This is a genomic window from Neorhizobium sp. 2083 (assembly GCF_031455615.1).
Taxonomy (GTDB): Bacteria; Pseudomonadota; Alphaproteobacteria; order Rhizobiales; family Rhizobiaceae; genus Neorhizobium.
Map to the genome: position 1 here is coordinate 619,655 of NZ_JAVDTC010000003.1, position 16,293 is coordinate 635,947.

The 16,293-nt window shown below is 62.6% G+C and carries 16 protein-coding genes; 6 read left to right on the forward strand and 10 right to left on the reverse strand.

From position 1 onward, the window contains the following. Positions 1–146 precede the first annotated feature (146 nt). Positions 147–1,841 (reverse strand): alpha-glucosidase, encoded by a 1,695-nt coding sequence (locus J2X76_RS15655; RefSeq protein WP_310217780.1) that lies wholly within the window; start codon positions 1,839–1,841, stop codon positions 147–149. Positions 1,842–1,978: 137 nt separating this feature from the next. Between J2X76_RS15655 and J2X76_RS15660 the strand changes: the two genes are divergently transcribed. Both J2X76_RS15660 and J2X76_RS15665 read left to right on the forward strand, forming a co-directional pair. Then, positions 1,979–2,161, forward strand: a complete 183-nt coding sequence (locus tag J2X76_RS15660) for a hypothetical protein (RefSeq protein WP_310217781.1) — start codon at positions 1,979–1,981, stop codon at positions 2,159–2,161. Positions 2,162–2,172: 11 nt separating this feature from the next. Beyond that, positions 2,173–2,400 carry a hypothetical protein gene (locus J2X76_RS15665; protein WP_310217783.1) on the forward strand — a complete coding sequence of 76 codons (228 nt, stop codon included), beginning with the start codon at positions 2,173–2,175 and terminating at the stop codon, positions 2,398–2,400. Positions 2,401–2,477: 77 nt separating this feature from the next. On the opposite strand, the gene J2X76_RS15670 is transcribed toward J2X76_RS15665, so the two are convergent. The 9 genes from J2X76_RS15670 to J2X76_RS15710 form a co-directional block, all read right to left on the reverse strand. After that, on the reverse strand, positions 2,478–3,284 hold the full coding sequence (locus J2X76_RS15670; RefSeq protein ID WP_310217785.1) for a class I SAM-dependent methyltransferase: 807 nt from the start codon (positions 3,282–3,284) through the stop codon (positions 2,478–2,480). Between the two features lie 158 nt (positions 3,285–3,442). Beyond that, entirely contained in the window at positions 3,443–3,757 is a 315-nt protein-coding gene (locus tag J2X76_RS15675) for a DUF6683 family protein (protein ID WP_310218068.1), read from the reverse strand. Then, a complete protein-coding gene (locus J2X76_RS15680; RefSeq protein WP_310217787.1) occupies positions 3,679–4,188 on the reverse strand; it encodes a hypothetical protein in 510 nt (169 codons plus the stop codon). The genes J2X76_RS15675 and J2X76_RS15680 overlap by 79 nt, the downstream gene beginning before the upstream one ends. 108 nt (positions 4,189–4,296) lie before the next feature. Next, positions 4,297–5,067, reverse strand: a complete 771-nt coding sequence (locus J2X76_RS15685) for a gamma-glutamyl-gamma-aminobutyrate hydrolase family protein (RefSeq protein ID WP_310217791.1) — start codon at positions 5,065–5,067, stop codon at positions 4,297–4,299. Between the two features lie 75 nt (positions 5,068–5,142). Further along, positions 5,143–5,472 (reverse strand): DUF6665 family protein, encoded by a 330-nt coding sequence (locus J2X76_RS15690; protein ID WP_310217794.1) that lies wholly within the window; start codon positions 5,470–5,472, stop codon positions 5,143–5,145. A gap of 295 nt (positions 5,473–5,767) precedes the next feature. After that, positions 5,768–6,838, reverse strand: coding sequence for an HlyD family secretion protein (locus J2X76_RS15695; protein ID WP_310217797.1), 1,071 nt, complete (start codon positions 6,836–6,838; stop codon positions 5,768–5,770). A 39-nt stretch (positions 6,839–6,877) separates the two neighbouring features. Next, positions 6,878–8,614: an MFS transporter gene (locus J2X76_RS15700; protein WP_310217800.1), complete on the reverse strand. Its 1,737-nt coding sequence runs from the start codon at positions 8,612–8,614 to the stop codon at positions 6,878–6,880. Continuing rightward, complete coding sequence (locus tag J2X76_RS15705) at positions 8,601–9,056, reverse strand: MarR family transcriptional regulator (protein WP_310217801.1); 456 nt, start codon at positions 9,054–9,056, stop codon at positions 8,601–8,603. Before J2X76_RS15705 ends, J2X76_RS15700 begins: the two co-directional genes overlap by 14 nt. 692 nt (positions 9,057–9,748) lie before the next feature. Further along, complete coding sequence (locus J2X76_RS15710) at positions 9,749–11,170, reverse strand: DHA2 family efflux MFS transporter permease subunit (protein ID WP_310217803.1); 1,422 nt, start codon at positions 11,168–11,170, stop codon at positions 9,749–9,751. A 238-nt stretch (positions 11,171–11,408) separates the two neighbouring features. On the opposite strand from J2X76_RS15710, the gene J2X76_RS15715 reads away from it, so the two are divergent. The 4 genes from J2X76_RS15715 to J2X76_RS15730 all read left to right on the forward strand — a co-directional run bounded on the left by J2X76_RS15715 (position 11,409) and on the right by J2X76_RS15730 (position 16,087). Further along, positions 11,409–12,200, forward strand: coding sequence for an IclR family transcriptional regulator (locus tag J2X76_RS15715; protein WP_310217805.1), 792 nt, complete (start codon positions 11,409–11,411; stop codon positions 12,198–12,200). A 237-nt stretch (positions 12,201–12,437) separates the two neighbouring features. Beyond that, positions 12,438–13,100 (forward strand): gluconate 2-dehydrogenase subunit 3 family protein, encoded by a 663-nt coding sequence (locus J2X76_RS15720; RefSeq protein WP_310217807.1) that lies wholly within the window; start codon positions 12,438–12,440, stop codon positions 13,098–13,100. Positions 13,101–13,112: 12 nt separating this feature from the next. Then, a complete protein-coding gene (locus J2X76_RS15725) occupies positions 13,113–14,879 on the forward strand; it encodes a GMC family oxidoreductase (RefSeq protein ID WP_310217809.1) in 1,767 nt (588 codons plus the stop codon). Next, entirely contained in the window at positions 14,876–16,087 is a 1,212-nt protein-coding gene (locus J2X76_RS15730; RefSeq protein ID WP_310217812.1) for a c-type cytochrome, read from the forward strand. The genes J2X76_RS15725 and J2X76_RS15730 overlap by 4 nt, the downstream gene beginning before the upstream one ends. Positions 16,088–16,293: the final 206 nt, after the last annotated feature.

The window sequence follows — 16,293 nt, forward strand, 5'->3', positions numbered from 1 at the left end:
TGGTATCGCCTTAATCACCGACAGCCGATTGCAAGTCGTGTCTCCCGTTGAAGAGGGACGAAGACGGTGCGTCATATCCCCTTCTCCCCGTCAAAACGGGGAGAAGGTAGCGGCAGCCGGATGAGGGGCAGAACCACGCGCAACCCTCAAGGCAAACGCGCCAGAATCGCAAAAGCCTCGTAGGGCCCCAGCGTCAGGCTCTCGCCGAGTGCATTCACCGGCTCGTAGTTCGAGATCAAACCCTCGCCCGACATCCGCAATTCGCCGGGCATCTCGACCGTCACCTCCCGGGCCGTGAAGTTCGCCACCACCACCAGCTGCTGCCTGTCGAGCGTGCGCGAATAGACGAACACATCCGGGTGGCTGTCCAGCCAGCTTTGATAGGTGCCATAGACGATCACCTCATGAGCTTTCCGAAGTGCGATCAGCTTGCGGTAATGGTTCCAGATCGACTTTTCGTCGGTCATTTCCAGTTCCGCATTGATCGTCGGGTAATTGGGGTTCACCTCGATCCATGGCACGCCCGTTGAAAAGCCGCCGTAAGGCGCGGCGCTCCATTGCATCGGGGTGCGGGCATTGTCGCGACCGTTTTCGTTGGCGCCCTTGATGAATTCCGCGGGCGACAGGCCGGCCTCGATATGCAGCCGGTGCATGTTGAGCGTCTCGATATCGCGATATTGCTCGATCGTGGTGAAGGGCACGTTGGTCATGCCGATCTCTTCGCCCTGGTAGATGAAGGGCGTTCCCTTCATCAGGTGCAGCACGGTCGCCAGCATCTTGGCCGATTCAACGGGATAGCCGGTCGCGTCGCCATATTTGGACACGGCGCGCGGCAGGTCGTGATTGCCCCAGAACAGCGAATTCCAGCCGTCGTCGGAAAGGGCATATTGCCATTTGCCGAGCACGGATTTCAGCTTCACGAGGTCGAACGGTTTCGATCGCCACTTGCCGTAGACCTCGTCCCATTGCTGGGTGACGTGCTCGAACTGGAAGACCATCGACAGCTCGTGGCGGTTGCGGCCGGAATATAGGAGAGCGGAACCGGGCGTCGCGCTCCAGGTCTCGCCGACGGTCATGATATCCCGGTTTCCGAAGGTTTCCCGGTTCATCTCCTGCAGATAGTCGTGCAGATGCGGACCGTCATGGATGATCTCCTGATCCACCTGCTTGCCGATATAGTCGATGACATCCATACGAAAACCGGCGATGCCGCGCTCCAGCCACCAGTTCATCATCCTGTAGATCTCGGCGCGGACTTTCGGGTTTTCCCAGTTGAGATCCGGCTGTCGTCTCGAAAACAGGTGGAGATAATATTCGCCGCTTTCGGGATCGAGCGTCCAGGCCGGTCCGCCGAAGGAGGATTTGAGGCCGTTCGGCGGACCGTCGTCCGCGGCCGGTTTGCGCCAGATATAGAAGTCGCGGAACGGATTATCCGGCCCCTTGCGGCTTTCGAGGAACCACGGATGTTCGTCCGACGTGTGGTTGACGACGAGATCGAGCACGATGCCGATGCCGCGTTTTTTTGCCTCCGCCACCAGCCTGTCGAAATCGGCGAGCGTGCCGAACTCCGGCGCGATATCCTGGTAATCGGAAATGTCGTAACCGTTGTCGTCCATCGGCGACTTGTAGATCGGAGACAGCCAGATCACGTCGATGCCGAGCGACTTGAGATAGTCGAGCTTGGAAGTGATTCCGGGAATATCGCCGATGCCGTCGCCGTTCAGGTCGCAGAAACTGCGCGGATAGACCTGATAGACGGTAGCGTCGTGCCACCATTTACGCTCCATCGGCAGCGTTGCCTGCTGCATCACGGCTGCAAGCTGATCCTGGAAGTCGTTCATCAGGCCCTCCCTGTATTGTCTGTCTTCCGCTCGAACGCGACAGCGGCGCGCGGGTTCCTGCCCGGCAGCACTGCATGGAACATCGGGACTCCCTGTTGGTTACACCAGTGGGAAACCTGAAGAAAAGGAGGCACTCCATGAGCACCAGACTTCCCCCGACGCCCTCCGAAAACCTGAGCCACAAGGGGTCCGGCGAGCAGGCGCATTCGTCCGACATCCAGCGTGGCAAGCTGCAGCCGGCCAACGATCCCGGCAAGCAGGGCCAGCAAGGCAATACCAAGGTCAACACCACTCATCAGGGTCATCAGCAAGACCGATAGGGAGCCTCATCATGTCGACATCGCAGAAGACACCGGCTAGCATCCGTCAGGGCGGTCCGGGCGCGTCCCATGAAAATGCCCCGAATGCAAAAAAGGGCGTGCCGCTGGAGGTGAAGAAGCCGTCGGCCGACGACAACCGGCGCTCCGCCAGCCGGGTTTCCGGCGGTGGCGGTGAACGCGACAGCCACCACACCCATGATGCGAAGAAGAAGGGCGGGCACGCGAATTCGACGCATTGATCCGCCGCATGGGATGAGATGAAAAAGCCCTCCCGGTGAAATGCCGGGAGGGCTTTGTGTTTGCGCTATCAGGAAGATCAGGCGGAGGGAACCACGCCCCGGCAGGCCCACGCGACAGAGACGAACGACCGCGGCCCGTCCGGTCTCCCGGCCTCGTAGGCCGCCCTGACAGCCGCATCCGCTTTTGTTCGAAGCACCGGGTCCAGCGACGCCACATATTTTCCAAGCGGGCCTTCGCCGGCGGCGATCGGCCCCCAATAGTCGTCGAAGGACTGGAAATCCATGCGGATCGTCAGCGACGCCTCCGTCACGTCGAGAAGGCCCTGGCGGATGAAGCTCTGCTTCATCTCGCCCGGCTGCATCATCGGCTGGAAGAAGTGATGGCTTCGCATCTGGCGGGCATTGTCATCCAGCATCGACAAGGTGTCCCACATCATCCGCATCGCCGGCATGCCGCCGAGATGGTCCCAGACGGTGGCAGCGACGACGCCGCCGGGGCGCACGACCCGCCGCATCTCGGCGATAGCCTTGTCCGCCTCGGGAATGAAATGCAGCACGAGAAGCGCCATCGCCCGGTCGAAATATCCGTCCGGGAACGGCAGCGCGCAGGCATCCGCCTGGCTGATCCTGATCTTCGGATCGGTGTTGCGGCGGATCGCCTCCTCGACGAAAACGGGCGAATAGTCGATCGCCGCGATTTCAGAGAGATTGGCCGCTTTCGGAAGTGCGAATGTCAGGCTGCCGGTGCCGCAGCCGACGTCGAGAACCTTTTCACCTTCGGCAAGGCCGGCGAAATCGATGAACAACGGCGCCAGTCTCTGGCTCCAGCGGCCCATGAGCTGTTCGTAACCGCCAGCACTGCGGACATTGAAACTGGATGTCATGGCGCCCTCCCAAGCTTCCGCTATCGAGGCTATTCCTGGTTTTCCCGGTTGCCAAGACCGCAGAACGGGCTACTCCACCCGGAGGGGCGGCGATGCCAATGGCCAGCGCAATTCCTTGACGACGGCAGCCGCGTTCCTGGTCAGGACGGGCAGCCTGCTCAGTCTGCCGGCTTGAATCCTTCGTCGGTCAGGACCATGGCAGAAAGATCGAGCCCCATGCTGCGGGCTCCTTCAGCCGCGGCACGGCCGATCGCCTTTGTCTGGGCTGGATTGCCCTTGGCTTGTTCGAGCCCGACGCCAAGCAGCATCGCCTGCAGGAACAGCGCTTCCGACATGGATTGCTTGAAGCTGTCATTGGCGGTGGCGAATTCGGGAACGGAAGCCATCGTGCGCATCACCTGCTGGCGAACGGCAGCCGTTGCGGCCTGGCTCGGATCGTCGGTTGAACCGCGCGTGGCCTGCCAGGCGCCGATCCACCAGGCCGATAGGCGTCGGCGATATTGTCGATCCGCATCCCGTATTTGGCAAGCGGTGCGCGTATTGCCTCGATGATGTCCTGCGAAGCCACGAGCCTGGCAAGATCGTCCGCCCCCTTCGGATCGGCTGCCCGGCTCTTGGCGACAAAACTGGCGAGATTGGCCGCGCGGCGGGATTTCGAGGGGGAATAGCGAAAACTCTCCGGCCGTATAGGCCGGGCGGCTTCGGTCGCGCCGGACGCCGAGCCCTGATTGCCCGCTTGCCGCATCTGCCGGCGCAGCGTCTCGGCGATCGGCCCCATGTTCATCGTGGCTTCAAATGCGCCGGGGCTGAGCGGACCTGCAAAATCCTGCGCCCGGACCGTCTCCGCGCCAAGGACGCTAAGACTTGTCAAAAGGATTGCCAGATATCTTGCGTGCGCCCGCATTGCCGACTCCCAAAAACGACGGGCAGTATATGCGCCAACTTCGTGTCGGCAAGTTGAACCCCGCCGTCACCGGTTTCAGGGCGGTCATACGCCCTGCCGCAACAGGCCTCAGCCACCGTTCTTGCGTGCCCTTACGGCCTTGCCGAAAGCCTCGAACAGGGCGCGGTTGATCGGGTTGATCTGCGGATCGTATTCGGCATGCCATTGTACGCCGAGCGCGAACCCCTCCGCCTCCTTGAACCGGATCGCCTCGATCGTGCCGTCTTCCGCCACGCCTTCGACGATGATGCGGTTGCCCAGTTCGTCTATCCCCTGGCCGTGGAGCGAATTGACGCGGATCGTCTCGCGGCCGAGGAGACGGGCGAAGACGCCGTCCGGGATGAGCTGGACATCATGCCGATCGGCGAAAACGACGGTCATGTCCGGGTGGATCTCGCCGTTTTCCAGGCGTGGCATGCGGTGGTTCATGCGTCCGGGCAGTTCTCGGATCTCCGGATGCAGCGATCCACCGGCCGCGACATTCATTTCCTGAAAACCGCGGCAGATGCCGAAAACCGGTATGCCGGCGGCAACGCAGGCATTGATCAGCGGCAGGGCCACCGCATCCCGGTTCTGATCGTAGGGTTCGTGGCGGGCGTGCGGCTCGGTGTTGAAATGGCTCGGATGGACATTGGCCCGGGCTCCGGTCAAAAGGATGCCGTCGACGGTATCGAGCAGCGCCGAAATGTCGGTGATGTCGGGATTGCCGGCAAACATCAGCGGCAGCGCGCCGGTGACTTCCGCGATGGCCCTGAGGTTCTGCTCGCCGACGAGCTGGGCCGAAAAGCGGTTTTCGACATTATAGGTATTTCCGATGACGCCGATCACGGGTCTCGACATTGCTCAAATCCATCTTCCGCCCGCAGATCCGAAAAGAGGTCCGCGGCAATTTCAAATTTTCACTCGACGGGAGGCTTACTTGCGAACCGCCCCGACCCTCGAGAGTACCTCGCTCGGGATCGCATAACGCTTGATGATTTCGCGATTGTTTCGAAGTCCGCAGATTTCACGCTGGATGAACAGTCCCCAGACGGCATCCGCCGCATCGTCGCAAAGGCTCTCCCGCCGCGCCCCGCTGTCGCGGTCGGGGTTCCACGCATTCAAGGCCGCGAGCGCTTCCTCCACCTTCACCCCCTGCCGCCCAAGCGCTGCCGCGCGCTCGGACATCAGCTCGTATTCGAGCACGTTGAAGCCGGTGTTGGTGAAGCCGGGCTGATGGAACGATTGGGGAGGGCGGACGCTCATGGGATACCTGGAGTTTCCGGCAATGTTAGCCAATTGGTGCGCCGCGTCAAATGGGAATGGCGCTTTACGACTTGCGGGGGCAGGGAGAGATGCGGCATGCGGGAGGGCTCCGATATCCATCAGTACTTGGAGCACCAAAGGCTGAAAAGCGGATGATGCCCACCCGTTTCATGCGCCGGTCGCGAATACCCGGCAGCGGCTGAAACACGAAAACGCCCCGCGCCAAAAAGCTGAGCAGGCGCGGGGCGTTCCTTGTCGGATCGTCTACGGTCAAGCTTTTGATCGCGGGTGGCGATCAGTCGAGCTTGGCCTCGGCTAGAGCCGCCCCGCCTTGCGCGAGGTCTACGCTTGCGACCACCGACATGCCAGGGACGAGCTTGTCGGTGAGCTTCTGTTGCGGCTCGATGGCGATCCGGACCGGGATGCGCTGGGCGACCTTGGTGAAGTTGCCGGTCGCGTTGTCGGCCTTGATGACTGAGAATTCCGAACCCGTGGCCGGCGCGAAACGCTCGATCCGGCCGGTGAATTCTGCATTTCCCAGGGCATCGACGGTGAAGGTCACCGTCTGGCCGGCAGTCATGCCGCCGAGCTGGGTTTCCTTGAAATTGGCGACCACCCAGACCCTGTCCGGCACGATCGAGCCGATCTGGGTGCCGACCGAGACATATTGGCCGACGCGGCCGGCGACCTCGCCGAGCGTGCCGTCCTGCGGAGCGGTGATGCGGGTATTGGCAAGATCGATCTCGGCGAGCTTCACCGCGGCCTTGGCGCTCTCGACGCTGGCCTCCAGCGATTTGCGGCTGACCACGATCGTGTTGAGGTCCTGTTCCGCGACCAGCTTGGCGGCTTCCGCCTGATGGACGGCGGCCTGGGCCTGGTTGAAGGCGGCGCGGTTCTTTTCGGCCTCGCTCTGGGTGGCGATGTTTTTCTCGAGCAGGCTCTGGGTGCGGTCGTAAGCGGTCCGGGCGGCATCGAAGGCGGCATTGGCGCTTTCGACGGCTGCCCCGGCGGACTGGATCTTGGCCTCGGCAGACTTGCGGCTCTGTTCGGAATTGGAAAGGGAAGCCTCCGCCGTCGCCAGCGCCGCCTTTGCCTGTTCGAGCTTCTGCGCATAGATGCGGTCGTCGATCCGGGCGATCACGTCGCCTCGGCTGACCCTTTGATAGTCCTGGACCGGCACTTCGGTGAGGTAACCGGCGAGCTGCGGGCTGAGGATGGTTACCTGGCCGCGTATGTAGGCGTCGTTGGTCGTCTCGACCGAGCCGTGGAAGGGCGGCAGGTTCCAGGCGTAAAGCACGACGACGATGCCGGCGGCACCGATGGCAAGCGCCACATAGGTGGCAATGAAGCGGAAGATCTTGGACATGGCAGTTTCGTTTCTTGTTCTTGGGTTCTGCTTGGGGCTTCAGGCGGCGGCGGGCATCGGGTTCCGCGCAGGCAGAAGCCGATGGCGGTTGCGCCACGCCACATGGAGGAGAAGGCAGGCAAGCGCTGCGAGCGACAGATAGGCGGTGAGCAGGAAGGAGTCGTTGTAGGCGAGCGCATAGGCCTGCTGCTGCACCTGCCTGCTGAACAGGGCCGCACCCTGCACCACCTGCTGGTTCGGATCGGTCAGCACCTTGCCATAGGCGCCACCCAGCTGTTTCAGGCGGTTGGCGACCAGCGGATCGGTGGAGGCGAGCTCGGAGACCAGCCGGAAGGAATGGAACTGCTCGCGCCATTGCACGAAGGTGCCGTAGAGCGCGCTGCCGAGATAACCGCCGATCTTCTGGGTGGCGAGAAAGACGACGATGAAGGACAGGATATAGCTCGGGCCACGCTTCATCGCGGCGCCCATGCCGATCGTCAGCGCCGGCGGCAGGAAAAGGCCGCTCGCGAAGCTCACCAGGAACTGGCTGAGATACATCTGCTCCGGCCGGGTGAGGATGGTCGAGTGGCTATCCATATAGCTGCCGACCGCGACCAGCAGCAGCGAGACGGCATGGATCGCGGATTCCCGTCCGGGCTTCATGATCATGGCGCAGACGATGCCGGAGAGGACGGCACCGGCGAGAATGATCCAATAGAGGCCGGCCATCTGCTCGTTCAGCATGCCGGCATTGCGCAGGAAATTGACGGCGCCGCTGGTCTGTTCGGACAGCACGAGGCGGGATACCATCAGCGCGCCGGTGAAATGCAGGATCTCTCGGGAGGTCAGCCAGCGGATGTCGACCAGATGGTTCTTGCGGTTGAGCTCGATCGCCGCGAAGATCGCCGAGGCGGCAATGCCTGCGATGATCATCCAGGCGAGCCAGTCGACCGCCGTCCACCAATAGAGCCGGCCGACGGTCAGCACGACGGCGAAGCAGCCGAGCGCGACGGCGAGGAAGATATAGCTGACAACGTCGAGGCTGCTGATCACTTTCGCACGCGGCGGCGAGGTGAGCGGCAGCACGTAGACGAGACCGAGCGAAACCATGGCGAGCCCCATCTCGACCAGATAAAGCGCATGATAACCGCCGATATTCAGCAGATAGGGAGAAATGAGACCGGTTACCGGCGAGGGAAGGGCGAGCGCCGTCAGCGCGGCGCAGAGACCGATACTCATCTTTTTGGCCGGGGAGACCGGCTCGAGCATGTAGAGGAAGCCGAGCGAGGTCATCGGTGCCGCGGCGACGCCCGCGAAGAAGCGCAGCGCCAGCGCGCTCTCGTAGCTGTCGACCCAGAAATGCCCGAGGCACACCAGCACGTAGACGACGATCGCCACCTCGGCGAAATTTCGGAGCCCGTATTGGGCGCGCACCTTGAAGAGCAGCAGCGTCAGGCTGGCATTCGGGAAGAGATAGGCTGCCATCAGCCAGGTGGCTTCCGTCTGGGTCAGGTCCATCGGGCCGGCGATCTGCTGCAGGTTGGTGGAGATGAAGCTCATGCCGAGCCCCTGCGTCAGCGCGATCAGCGTGCCGGCCAGCATGTAGGCGGCGACCATCGTCGGGGATTTGGGCGCAAAGACCGGCGGCGCAGCCGGTGCAGGCTGAGAGGCGGCAGCAGGCTCCGGCGCCGGCTCGATAGCCGCAACGGTTTTGGCCGGCTCCGCGTTCCTGCGGAAATCCGGCCGTATGATCGTTGCGTCTTCCTGCCTTGCCATTGCCTCACGCGGGGACATCGATGTCCTCCAGCTCGCCGATATTGGCCGTGATCCGATCGAACAGCGCCATGGCGACCTGCATCTGACCGGGGTCGATATCCTGGAAGATCTGCTCTCGCATACGTTCGCCGATGGAACGGACGAGGTTTGCCTGTTCCTCGCCATGGGCGGTCAGGAACAGAAGCTTGACGCGGCGGTCGTTCGGATCCGGCCGTCGTTCGATCAAGCCGTTCTCCTCCATCCGGTCGAGGAGGCGTACCATGGTGGCCTGTTCGAGTTCCAGTTCGCAGGCAAGCTCGCTCTGGGTCATGTTCTGCTTCTTGGCGAGGCGGAACAGGGCGCGGGCGCGCGGATAGGTCAGCCCATGCGCCGTCACCTGCTGATTGAAAGCCGTGCGGATCTTGCGGCTGACCTTGGTCAGCGCCTCGAGGAAGTCGGATGCGATCGGATCGGGTTTCATCGTGAGCTTAAAGTTAGTGTGCTAATTTTCTGGCCACTAGTTAGCATGCTAACTAATTTGTTTCAAGGGGCGGTGGCGAATTTCATGCGGATTTCGGACAGGAGGAGGGACGAAGGCAGAGTGGCAGAGAGGTATCAAAGAGGTTGGCACCGCTGCGCCGGAGCAGTTTGCCACGGGCCGCCAAGACCGAATTAACCGCGCATTAACCATGGCTGGCTAAGAAATAAGGATGCGCGAATGACCTGCGCGGCTAACCTCTATGGGATCAACATGTACGTTGTATCGGTACTCGATAATGGCGACCAAAGGACATTCGTGTCCGAAAGCCTGAAAATATTAGACCGGATCGTCTACGCAACCATCTGCGGTTCTCCGAAGCAGTTCCTGCTGTCCGAGGTAGTCGATATCGTCCCGGTCGACGCAAAGCCGACCAAAGCTCCAACGACACGACACGTCGCTTCGCAGGTCCAATAGTCTTCTTGGGACTGAAGGACCGAAGAGAATAACTGCCGGCGTGTCCGTGCTCCGCAGGCCCGCAGCCGTGAGTTGCGGACGGCCTGGCCGAGGCCGCACACCCGCGCGACCGCTCACGTTGGCTGCGACCGATCACACATGGGGTTGCAGCCACGGAGGGCTCGCCGGCCAATGTCGGCGAGCTTTAAAATTCCTCACGCCTGGCCGCCGCCGCCCCCCTATTGCGCGGCGTCCGCCGGTTCCGCTGCCATCGGCTCTTCCTTTACCTTGCTGTTCCGGCCGGAGAGCACGTCGCCGGCTGTTGCGGACAAGCGAAAGAACGAGATGCAGGACGAGGCCGAGATGATCGCGATGATGGTGAAGGACATGGCGAAAGCGAAGTTGGTGAGCGTCTCCGCGCCACCGGAAAAGTAGTTCAGAAGCATGGCCGACATCGCGACGCCGGTGCTCTGGGCGATGCGCTGCGCCATCTGGGAGAGCGAGGTTGCATGGCTCATCTCCGAATCCCCGGTTTCCGCGAATGTCAGCGTGTTGAGCGAGGTGAACTGCAAGGCCCTGAAGAACCCGCCGAGCAGGATGATCACGACCATGACGGCAGGCGCCGTACCAGGCGTGAATGTGGCGAGCAGCGCCATCGAGGCGCTGGCGATCAGCGCGTTCCACAGAAGCACGTTCCGGAAACCGAAACGACGCAGGATGCGTCTCGTCATGGTTCGCATGCCGAATGCGCCGATCGTCGAGACGAAGGTGATCGCGCCGGATTGCAGCGGCGTGTAGTGGAAGATTTCCTGCATCAGCAGCGGCAGCATGAAGGGCAGGGCGCCCATGCTGATCCTGAACAGCGAACCGCCCGTGACGCTCGTACGGAAGGTCGGATAGCGGAAGAGCTTCAGGTCGAGGATGGCATTGGGCGTCCTGCGCGCATGGCGAATATAAAGCCCGAGCAGCGCAAAACCGGCCAGTGCCAGGACCAAGGCACTGAAATTCGCGCCGCGAGCAAAGGAATCCAAGCCGAAGATGACGGCGCCGATGCCGAAGCCGGTGAGGATGAAGCCCGGAAAATCGAAGGAGGTGCGCTCGGCCGGCGGGATCTTGCGGATCAGCGCGAGCGTCAGGATGATCGCGACGATGCCGACCGGCAGATTGATCCAGAAGATCCAGTGCCACGAACTGATGCCCGTGATGAAACCGCCAAGCAGCGGCCCGATCGCCGGGCCGACGACGGCCGGCATGCTCATCAGCACCATGGCGGAGACCAGTTCCTCGCGGGGCACGGATCGCACCAGGATCAGCCGCGCCGTCGGCAACATCAAAGCACCCCCGAAGCCCTGGAGGGTACGCGCCGCGATCAGCATGGTGAGTGTGGTCGAGGCGGCGCAGAGCAGCGACGCGAAGGTGAACAGCGCGATTGCCGAACAGAATACCCGCCGGGCGCCGAACCGGTCGGCGAGCCAGCCGCTCAGGGGAAGGAACACACCGAGCGACAATATATAGACGGTGATCGTTGAATGCAGCGCGAGCGCCGGTTCGCCGAGCGCATCGGCAATCGTCGGCAGGGCCGTGGCGATCGCCGTCGAATCGATCTGCTGCATGATGAGGGCCGACGCGACGATCAGCGGCACGGTCTTGCGGGTGTCCAATCGGGTGGTCTTTCAGTTCAAGTCCTGGTTCGTCAGCCGGTTTTCCGGGTGCAGGCCGCGCGTTCACCGACCGTGTTTCCGCTTGCCCAGGCGGCCGACATGTGTTCTTCTATGTGGAACGATGGTCCATTAATAGAATATTCCCGTGAACGTCGGACTGTCAACGACGCTGTTGCGATCGCGTATCGACAGCTGCCACGGGAGGGCCAATGGCATGTCGGCTTTGGGGGAAATGGGAATGGCGGGCCTGCAGGACGAGGACCAGAAGGGCCGGCTTTCGTCGGTTTCCCTGGCGATCCGCATTCTCAAGGCCTTCGAGGGCGACGATGCGGAGATCGGCATCACCGAGCTTGCCCGCCGTCTCGGCATTGCCAAGAGCACCGTCCACCGGCTGGTGGTAACGCTGATGGCGGAGGATTTCCTCGAGCAGAACCGCGAGACCGGCCGCTACCGCCTCGGGCTCGGGCTTTTCGGCCTCGGCTCGCTGGTGCGCAACCGCATGGACCTTTCCACCGAAGCGCGCACGCTGCTCATCGACCTGCGCAACGAGACGGACGAGACGGTGCTGCTCGCCGTCCCGGCCGGGCCGGAGATCATGTATATCCGCGTCCAGCCTTCCCGGCAGGCCGTGCGCATCAGCTCCGAGATCGGCATGCGAGCACCTTATCACTCGACGGCCGCGGGCCGGGCCATGCTGGCCTTCCAGCCGGAAAGCCGCATTGCCGCGCTCATCGGGGGAACCTTGTCGCCGAGAACCGCGAAGACTGTAACTGATCCCGACAAGCTGCACAAACTGCTCGGCAACATCCGCCGTCTTGGATATGCGGTGGAGGATGAGGAGAACGAACTCGGGATGCGCGCCATTGCGGCACCCATCCGCGACGCCCAGTCTGAGGTGGTCGGCGCGGTCGCGGTCGCCGGTCCCGTCCAGCGCCTGTCGCTGAAAAATCTCAACGGCTTTGCCGAACCGCTGCTGGTCGCGGCACGCGCCATCTCCGCTCGCCTCGGGCATCGCGGCTCGGATTCCTGACGCGACTGCCGCAACGATTTAATGTTCCAGAAGGGTTGCCGCAGGTCCGGCCTGCTCTAGGTGAATTGTTGAACCGTTCGGTTCGATCCCATCGGCGCACGTCGTTCCGGCGCGTCACCGACCTTTTCTCTCCGGGGAGGTCTTCCTATGGAAAGCCACTGTCTTAAGCGCCCGACGCGGCGCCAATTCCTTTCTTCCGTCGCTTTTACCATTCTCGCGGGTAGCGCCGCGCCCGTGATGGCACGCAGCATTTCCGGCAGCCTGCCCTGGGAGGCGCGCTCCGCCGATCCGCCGGTACAGGTCAAGCCCGGCGGCTGGCTGTTCTTCACGCCGGAAGAGGCACAGACCATGGAGGCGGTCGCCGATCGGCTGATACCGGCGGACGAACTCTCGCTCGGCGGCAAGGATGCGGGGTGCGTCCTCTATCTCGACAGGCAGCTGGTGGGATCCTATGGCACGTCGAGCCGGCTCTATACCAAGGGCCCATTCATGCCGGGCCTGGCGACGCAAGGGTATCAGGCGGCGGACACGCCCGCCCAGCGTTATCGCACCGGCATTGCGGCGCTGAATGCGTTTACCCGCGACAACAAGAGCGGCAAGCGCTTTGCCGAGCTTGCGCCCGCCGATCAGGATGCGGTCCTCAAGGATCTCGAAGCCGGCAAGATCAGCCTGCCTAACAAGGTGGATGCCAAGTCCTTCTTCAACCTGATGCTCGCCAACGTGATGGAAGGCTTTTTCGCCGATCCGATCTATGGCGGCAACAAGGACATGGCCTCGTGGAAGATGCTGGGTTTCCCCGGCGCGCGATACGATTACCGCGACCACGTTTCCAAACACAACCAACCCTATCCCCTGCCTCCGGTTTCGATCGCGGGCTCGATGGAATGGATGACCAGGTAGGGACTGACAGACATGACCACTATTCTACCCCGCAAGGACGTCGTGATCGTCGGCCTTGGCTGGACGGGCGCGATTCTCGCCCATGAACTGACCGAGGACGGTCTCGATGTCGTCGCGATCGAACGCGGCCCCTGGCGCGATACGGCAACCGATTTCAATATCGGTTACGTCCAGGACGAGCTTCGTTACGGCATCCGCCGCGATCTCTTCCTGCAGCCGACAGTCGAAGCGATGACGATGCGCAATAACACGTCGCAGACGGCGCTGCCGATGCGCGACTATGGCTCCTTCCTGCCCGGCAACGGGGTGGGCGGTGCCGGTGTTCACTGGAACGGCCATACCTGGCGGTTCTGGGACAGCGACTTCCAGATCGCCGACCACCTGAGAGACCGCTACGGCGCGGCCCGCATCCAGGACCTGCAACTGCAGAACTGGGGCGTGACCGGCGCCGAGATGGAAAAATCCTTCGACCGGTTCGAATATCTCGCCGGCATTTCCGGCAAGGCGGGCAATATCAACGGCCAGATCCAGGAGGGCGGCAATCCGTTCGAGGATCCGCGCTCGCGCGACTATCCGCTGCCGCCCTTGCAGATGACCTATGCGCCGACGCTGTTTGCGGAGGTGACAAAGTCTCTGAACCTGCACCCGTTTCCGACGCCTGCGGCCAACCTTTCCAAGGATTATATCAACCCGCTCGGCATCGCCATGGGCCAATGCACCATGTGCGGTTTCTGCGAACGGTTCGGCTGCGCCAACTATTCGAAATCCTCGGCCCAGACGACCATCCTGCCGGTGCTGATGAAGAAGAAGAATTTCGAGGTCCGCACAGAATCCGAAGTCCTGCATGTGGATCTGGACGTCTCCAAAAAACACGCCCGCGGCGTCACCTATGTGAATACGTCGGGCGAAGAATTCTTCCAGCCGGCCGATATCGTGCTGCTCTGCGCCTACGGGCTCCACAATGTCCGGCTGATGATGCTGTCGGGGATCGGCCAGATCTACGATCCGAACACCGGCGAGGGCACGGTCGGGCGTAACTACTGTTACCAGACCAATGCCGGCGCGCAGGTTTTCTTCGACGACAAGAATTTCAATCCGTTCGTCGCGGCCGGCGCGCTCGGCCAGACCGTGGATGATTACAACGGCGATGCCTTCGACCACGGGCCGCTCGATTTCGTCGGCGGCGCCGGCATCAATTGCATCCCCTCCAACGGACGGCCGATCCAGACCCGTCCGACCCCGCCCGGCACGCCGCGCTGGGGCAGCGACTGGAAAAAGGAGACGGTCAAGGCCTACAAGTCGACGCTCGGCTTCTCGTCCCAAGGCTCGAGCTACCCGACCCGCGGCAATTATCTCGATCTCGACCCGACCTATACGGACCGGTTCGGGCGCCCGCTCCTGCGCTTCACCTTCGATTTCCCGGACAACGACATCCGCATGTCGAACTGGGTTTCGGACCGGATGGAGGAGATCGCCAAGGCTTTCGGCGGCCGGCAATATACCAATACCCGCCGCAAGAAGGGCTGGGATTCGGTACCTTACCAGAGCACCCACAATACCGGGGGCGCGATCATGGGCACCGATCCGAAGACCAGCGCCGTCAACAAATACCTGCAGAGCTGGGACGTCGCCAACGTCTTCGTGGTCGGCGCTTCCGCCTTCGCCCACAATGCCGGCAAGAACCCAACCGGCACGGTGGGGGCGCTCGCCTACCATGCGGCGGATGCCATCCGTCAGCAATATCTCCGCAACCCGGGCCAGCCTCTGGTGTCGGCATGAGCAGGATCCTTTTTTCCCTCACACTTGCCGCAACCGCGCTCTCCGCCGGTCTCGCATTCGCCCAGGCTCCCGACCAGGCGGACGAGATCATCCGCGGCCGCTACCAGGCGATCCTTGGCGATTGCGCCGCCTGTCACACCGCGCCGGGGGCAAAACCGCTTTCCGGCGGGCTGCCGCTCGAAACGCCCTTCGGACAGATCATTCCGCCGAACATCACGCCCGACAAGGCATCCGGGATCGGCAACTGGACGGAGGCGGATTTCCGCAATGCGCTGAAGAACGGTATCGGCCATGACGGCAAGCGGCTCTATCCCGCCATGCCCTATCCGGCCTATACGAAGATGACCGACAGGGACATCGGCAACCTCTGGTCCTATCTCAGGACCGTCGATCCGGTGTTCAACCCGGTCGAATCCAACCAGCTGCCGTTCCCCTTCAACATCCGGCTTTCGATGATGGGCTGGAACATCTTGAATTTCACGCCCGGCGAATTCCGGCCCGATCCGTCGAAATCGCCGGAATGGAACCGCGGCGCCTATATCGTCCAGGGGCCGGGCCATTGCGGCACCTGCCATTCGCCGAAGACGGTGCTCGGCGCGGACAAGACCAGCGAGGCTCTCGAAGGCGCCTCGCTGCAGGGATGGTATGCGCCCAACATCACCGGCAATTCCTACATCGGCGTTGGCAGCTGGAGCGAGGATCAGATCGTCCAGTATCTGAAGACCGGCACCAACGGGCATACGATCGCATCCGGCCCGATGGCGGAAGCGATCCAGGCCTCGACCTCCCTGATGACCGACGAGGACGTGCACGCGATCGCCACCTATCTCAAGAGCACGCAGGGCGGCCCGGCGCAGAAACCGCAGCCGATCCCTGCGAGCGATGCGCGCATGAAGGTCGGGGCGGCGATCTACCACGACACCTGTTCCGCCTGCCATGGCGGCGATGGCAAGGGCGCGAACCAGCTCTTCCCCGCACTCGCCGGCAGCACGATCGTGCAGCAGCCGAGCGCCGAAACGCTGGCACGCCTGGTCCTGCAGGGCAGCCAGGCGGTGCATACGCCGGAAGCCAGGACCACGCCCGCCATGCCCTCGCTCGGCTGGAAGCTCTCGGACGAACAGGTAGCAGCGGTGCTCACCTATGTCCGCAACAGCTGGGGCAACGCCGCGCCTTCAGTTGGGGCGTCGGATATCGGGGCGCAGAGGTAGGGGTTTTAGCTTTGCGAAGTATGCCCCTCACCCTAACCCTCTCCCCGTAAACGGGGGCGAGGGGACTTGCCCCGCTCTCTGTTGGTGATTGGGGCAGGCCGCTGTAGCTTGCGTCCTTTCCCCGCGCGCGGGAAGGTGGCGACAGCGGGATGAGGGGCAAGCCGCAAACCTTTCATTTACCACCTTCACCCCAGCCCATCCGCCCG

Excerpts from the sequence above, each read along its gene's own strand:
- J2X76_RS15655 (WP_310217780.1), bottom strand. The coding sequence starts at position 1,841 with ATGAACGACTTCCAGGATCAGCTTGCAGCCGTGATGCAGCAGGCAACG.
- J2X76_RS15660 (WP_310217781.1), top strand. The coding sequence starts at position 1,979 with ATGAGCACCAGACTTCCCCCGACGCCCTCCGAAAACCTGAGCCACAAG.
- J2X76_RS15665 (WP_310217783.1), top strand. The coding sequence starts at position 2,173 with ATGTCGACATCGCAGAAGACACCGGCTAGCATCCGTCAGGGCGGTCCG.
- J2X76_RS15670 (WP_310217785.1), bottom strand. The coding sequence starts at position 3,284 with ATGACATCCAGTTTCAATGTCCGCAGTGCTGGCGGTTACGAACAGCTC.
- J2X76_RS15680 (WP_310217787.1), bottom strand. The coding sequence starts at position 4,188 with ATGCGGGCGCACGCAAGATATCTGGCAATCCTTTTGACAAGTCTTAGC.
- J2X76_RS15685 (WP_310217791.1), bottom strand. The coding sequence starts at position 5,067 with ATGTCGAGACCCGTGATCGGCGTCATCGGAAATACCTATAATGTCGAA.
- J2X76_RS15690 (WP_310217794.1), bottom strand. The coding sequence starts at position 5,472 with ATGAGCGTCCGCCCTCCCCAATCGTTCCATCAGCCCGGCTTCACCAAC.
- J2X76_RS15695 (WP_310217797.1), bottom strand. The coding sequence starts at position 6,838 with ATGTCCAAGATCTTCCGCTTCATTGCCACCTATGTGGCGCTTGCCATC.
- J2X76_RS15700 (WP_310217800.1), bottom strand. The coding sequence starts at position 8,614 with ATGTCCCCGCGTGAGGCAATGGCAAGGCAGGAAGACGCAACGATCATA.
- J2X76_RS15705 (WP_310217801.1), bottom strand. The coding sequence starts at position 9,056 with ATGAAACCCGATCCGATCGCATCCGACTTCCTCGAGGCGCTGACCAAG.
- J2X76_RS15715 (WP_310217805.1), top strand. The coding sequence starts at position 11,409 with ATGGCGGGCCTGCAGGACGAGGACCAGAAGGGCCGGCTTTCGTCGGTT.
- J2X76_RS15720 (WP_310217807.1), top strand. The coding sequence starts at position 12,438 with ATGGCACGCAGCATTTCCGGCAGCCTGCCCTGGGAGGCGCGCTCCGCC.
- J2X76_RS15725 (WP_310217809.1), top strand. The coding sequence starts at position 13,113 with ATGACCACTATTCTACCCCGCAAGGACGTCGTGATCGTCGGCCTTGGC.
- J2X76_RS15730 (WP_310217812.1), top strand. The coding sequence starts at position 14,876 with ATGAGCAGGATCCTTTTTTCCCTCACACTTGCCGCAACCGCGCTCTCC.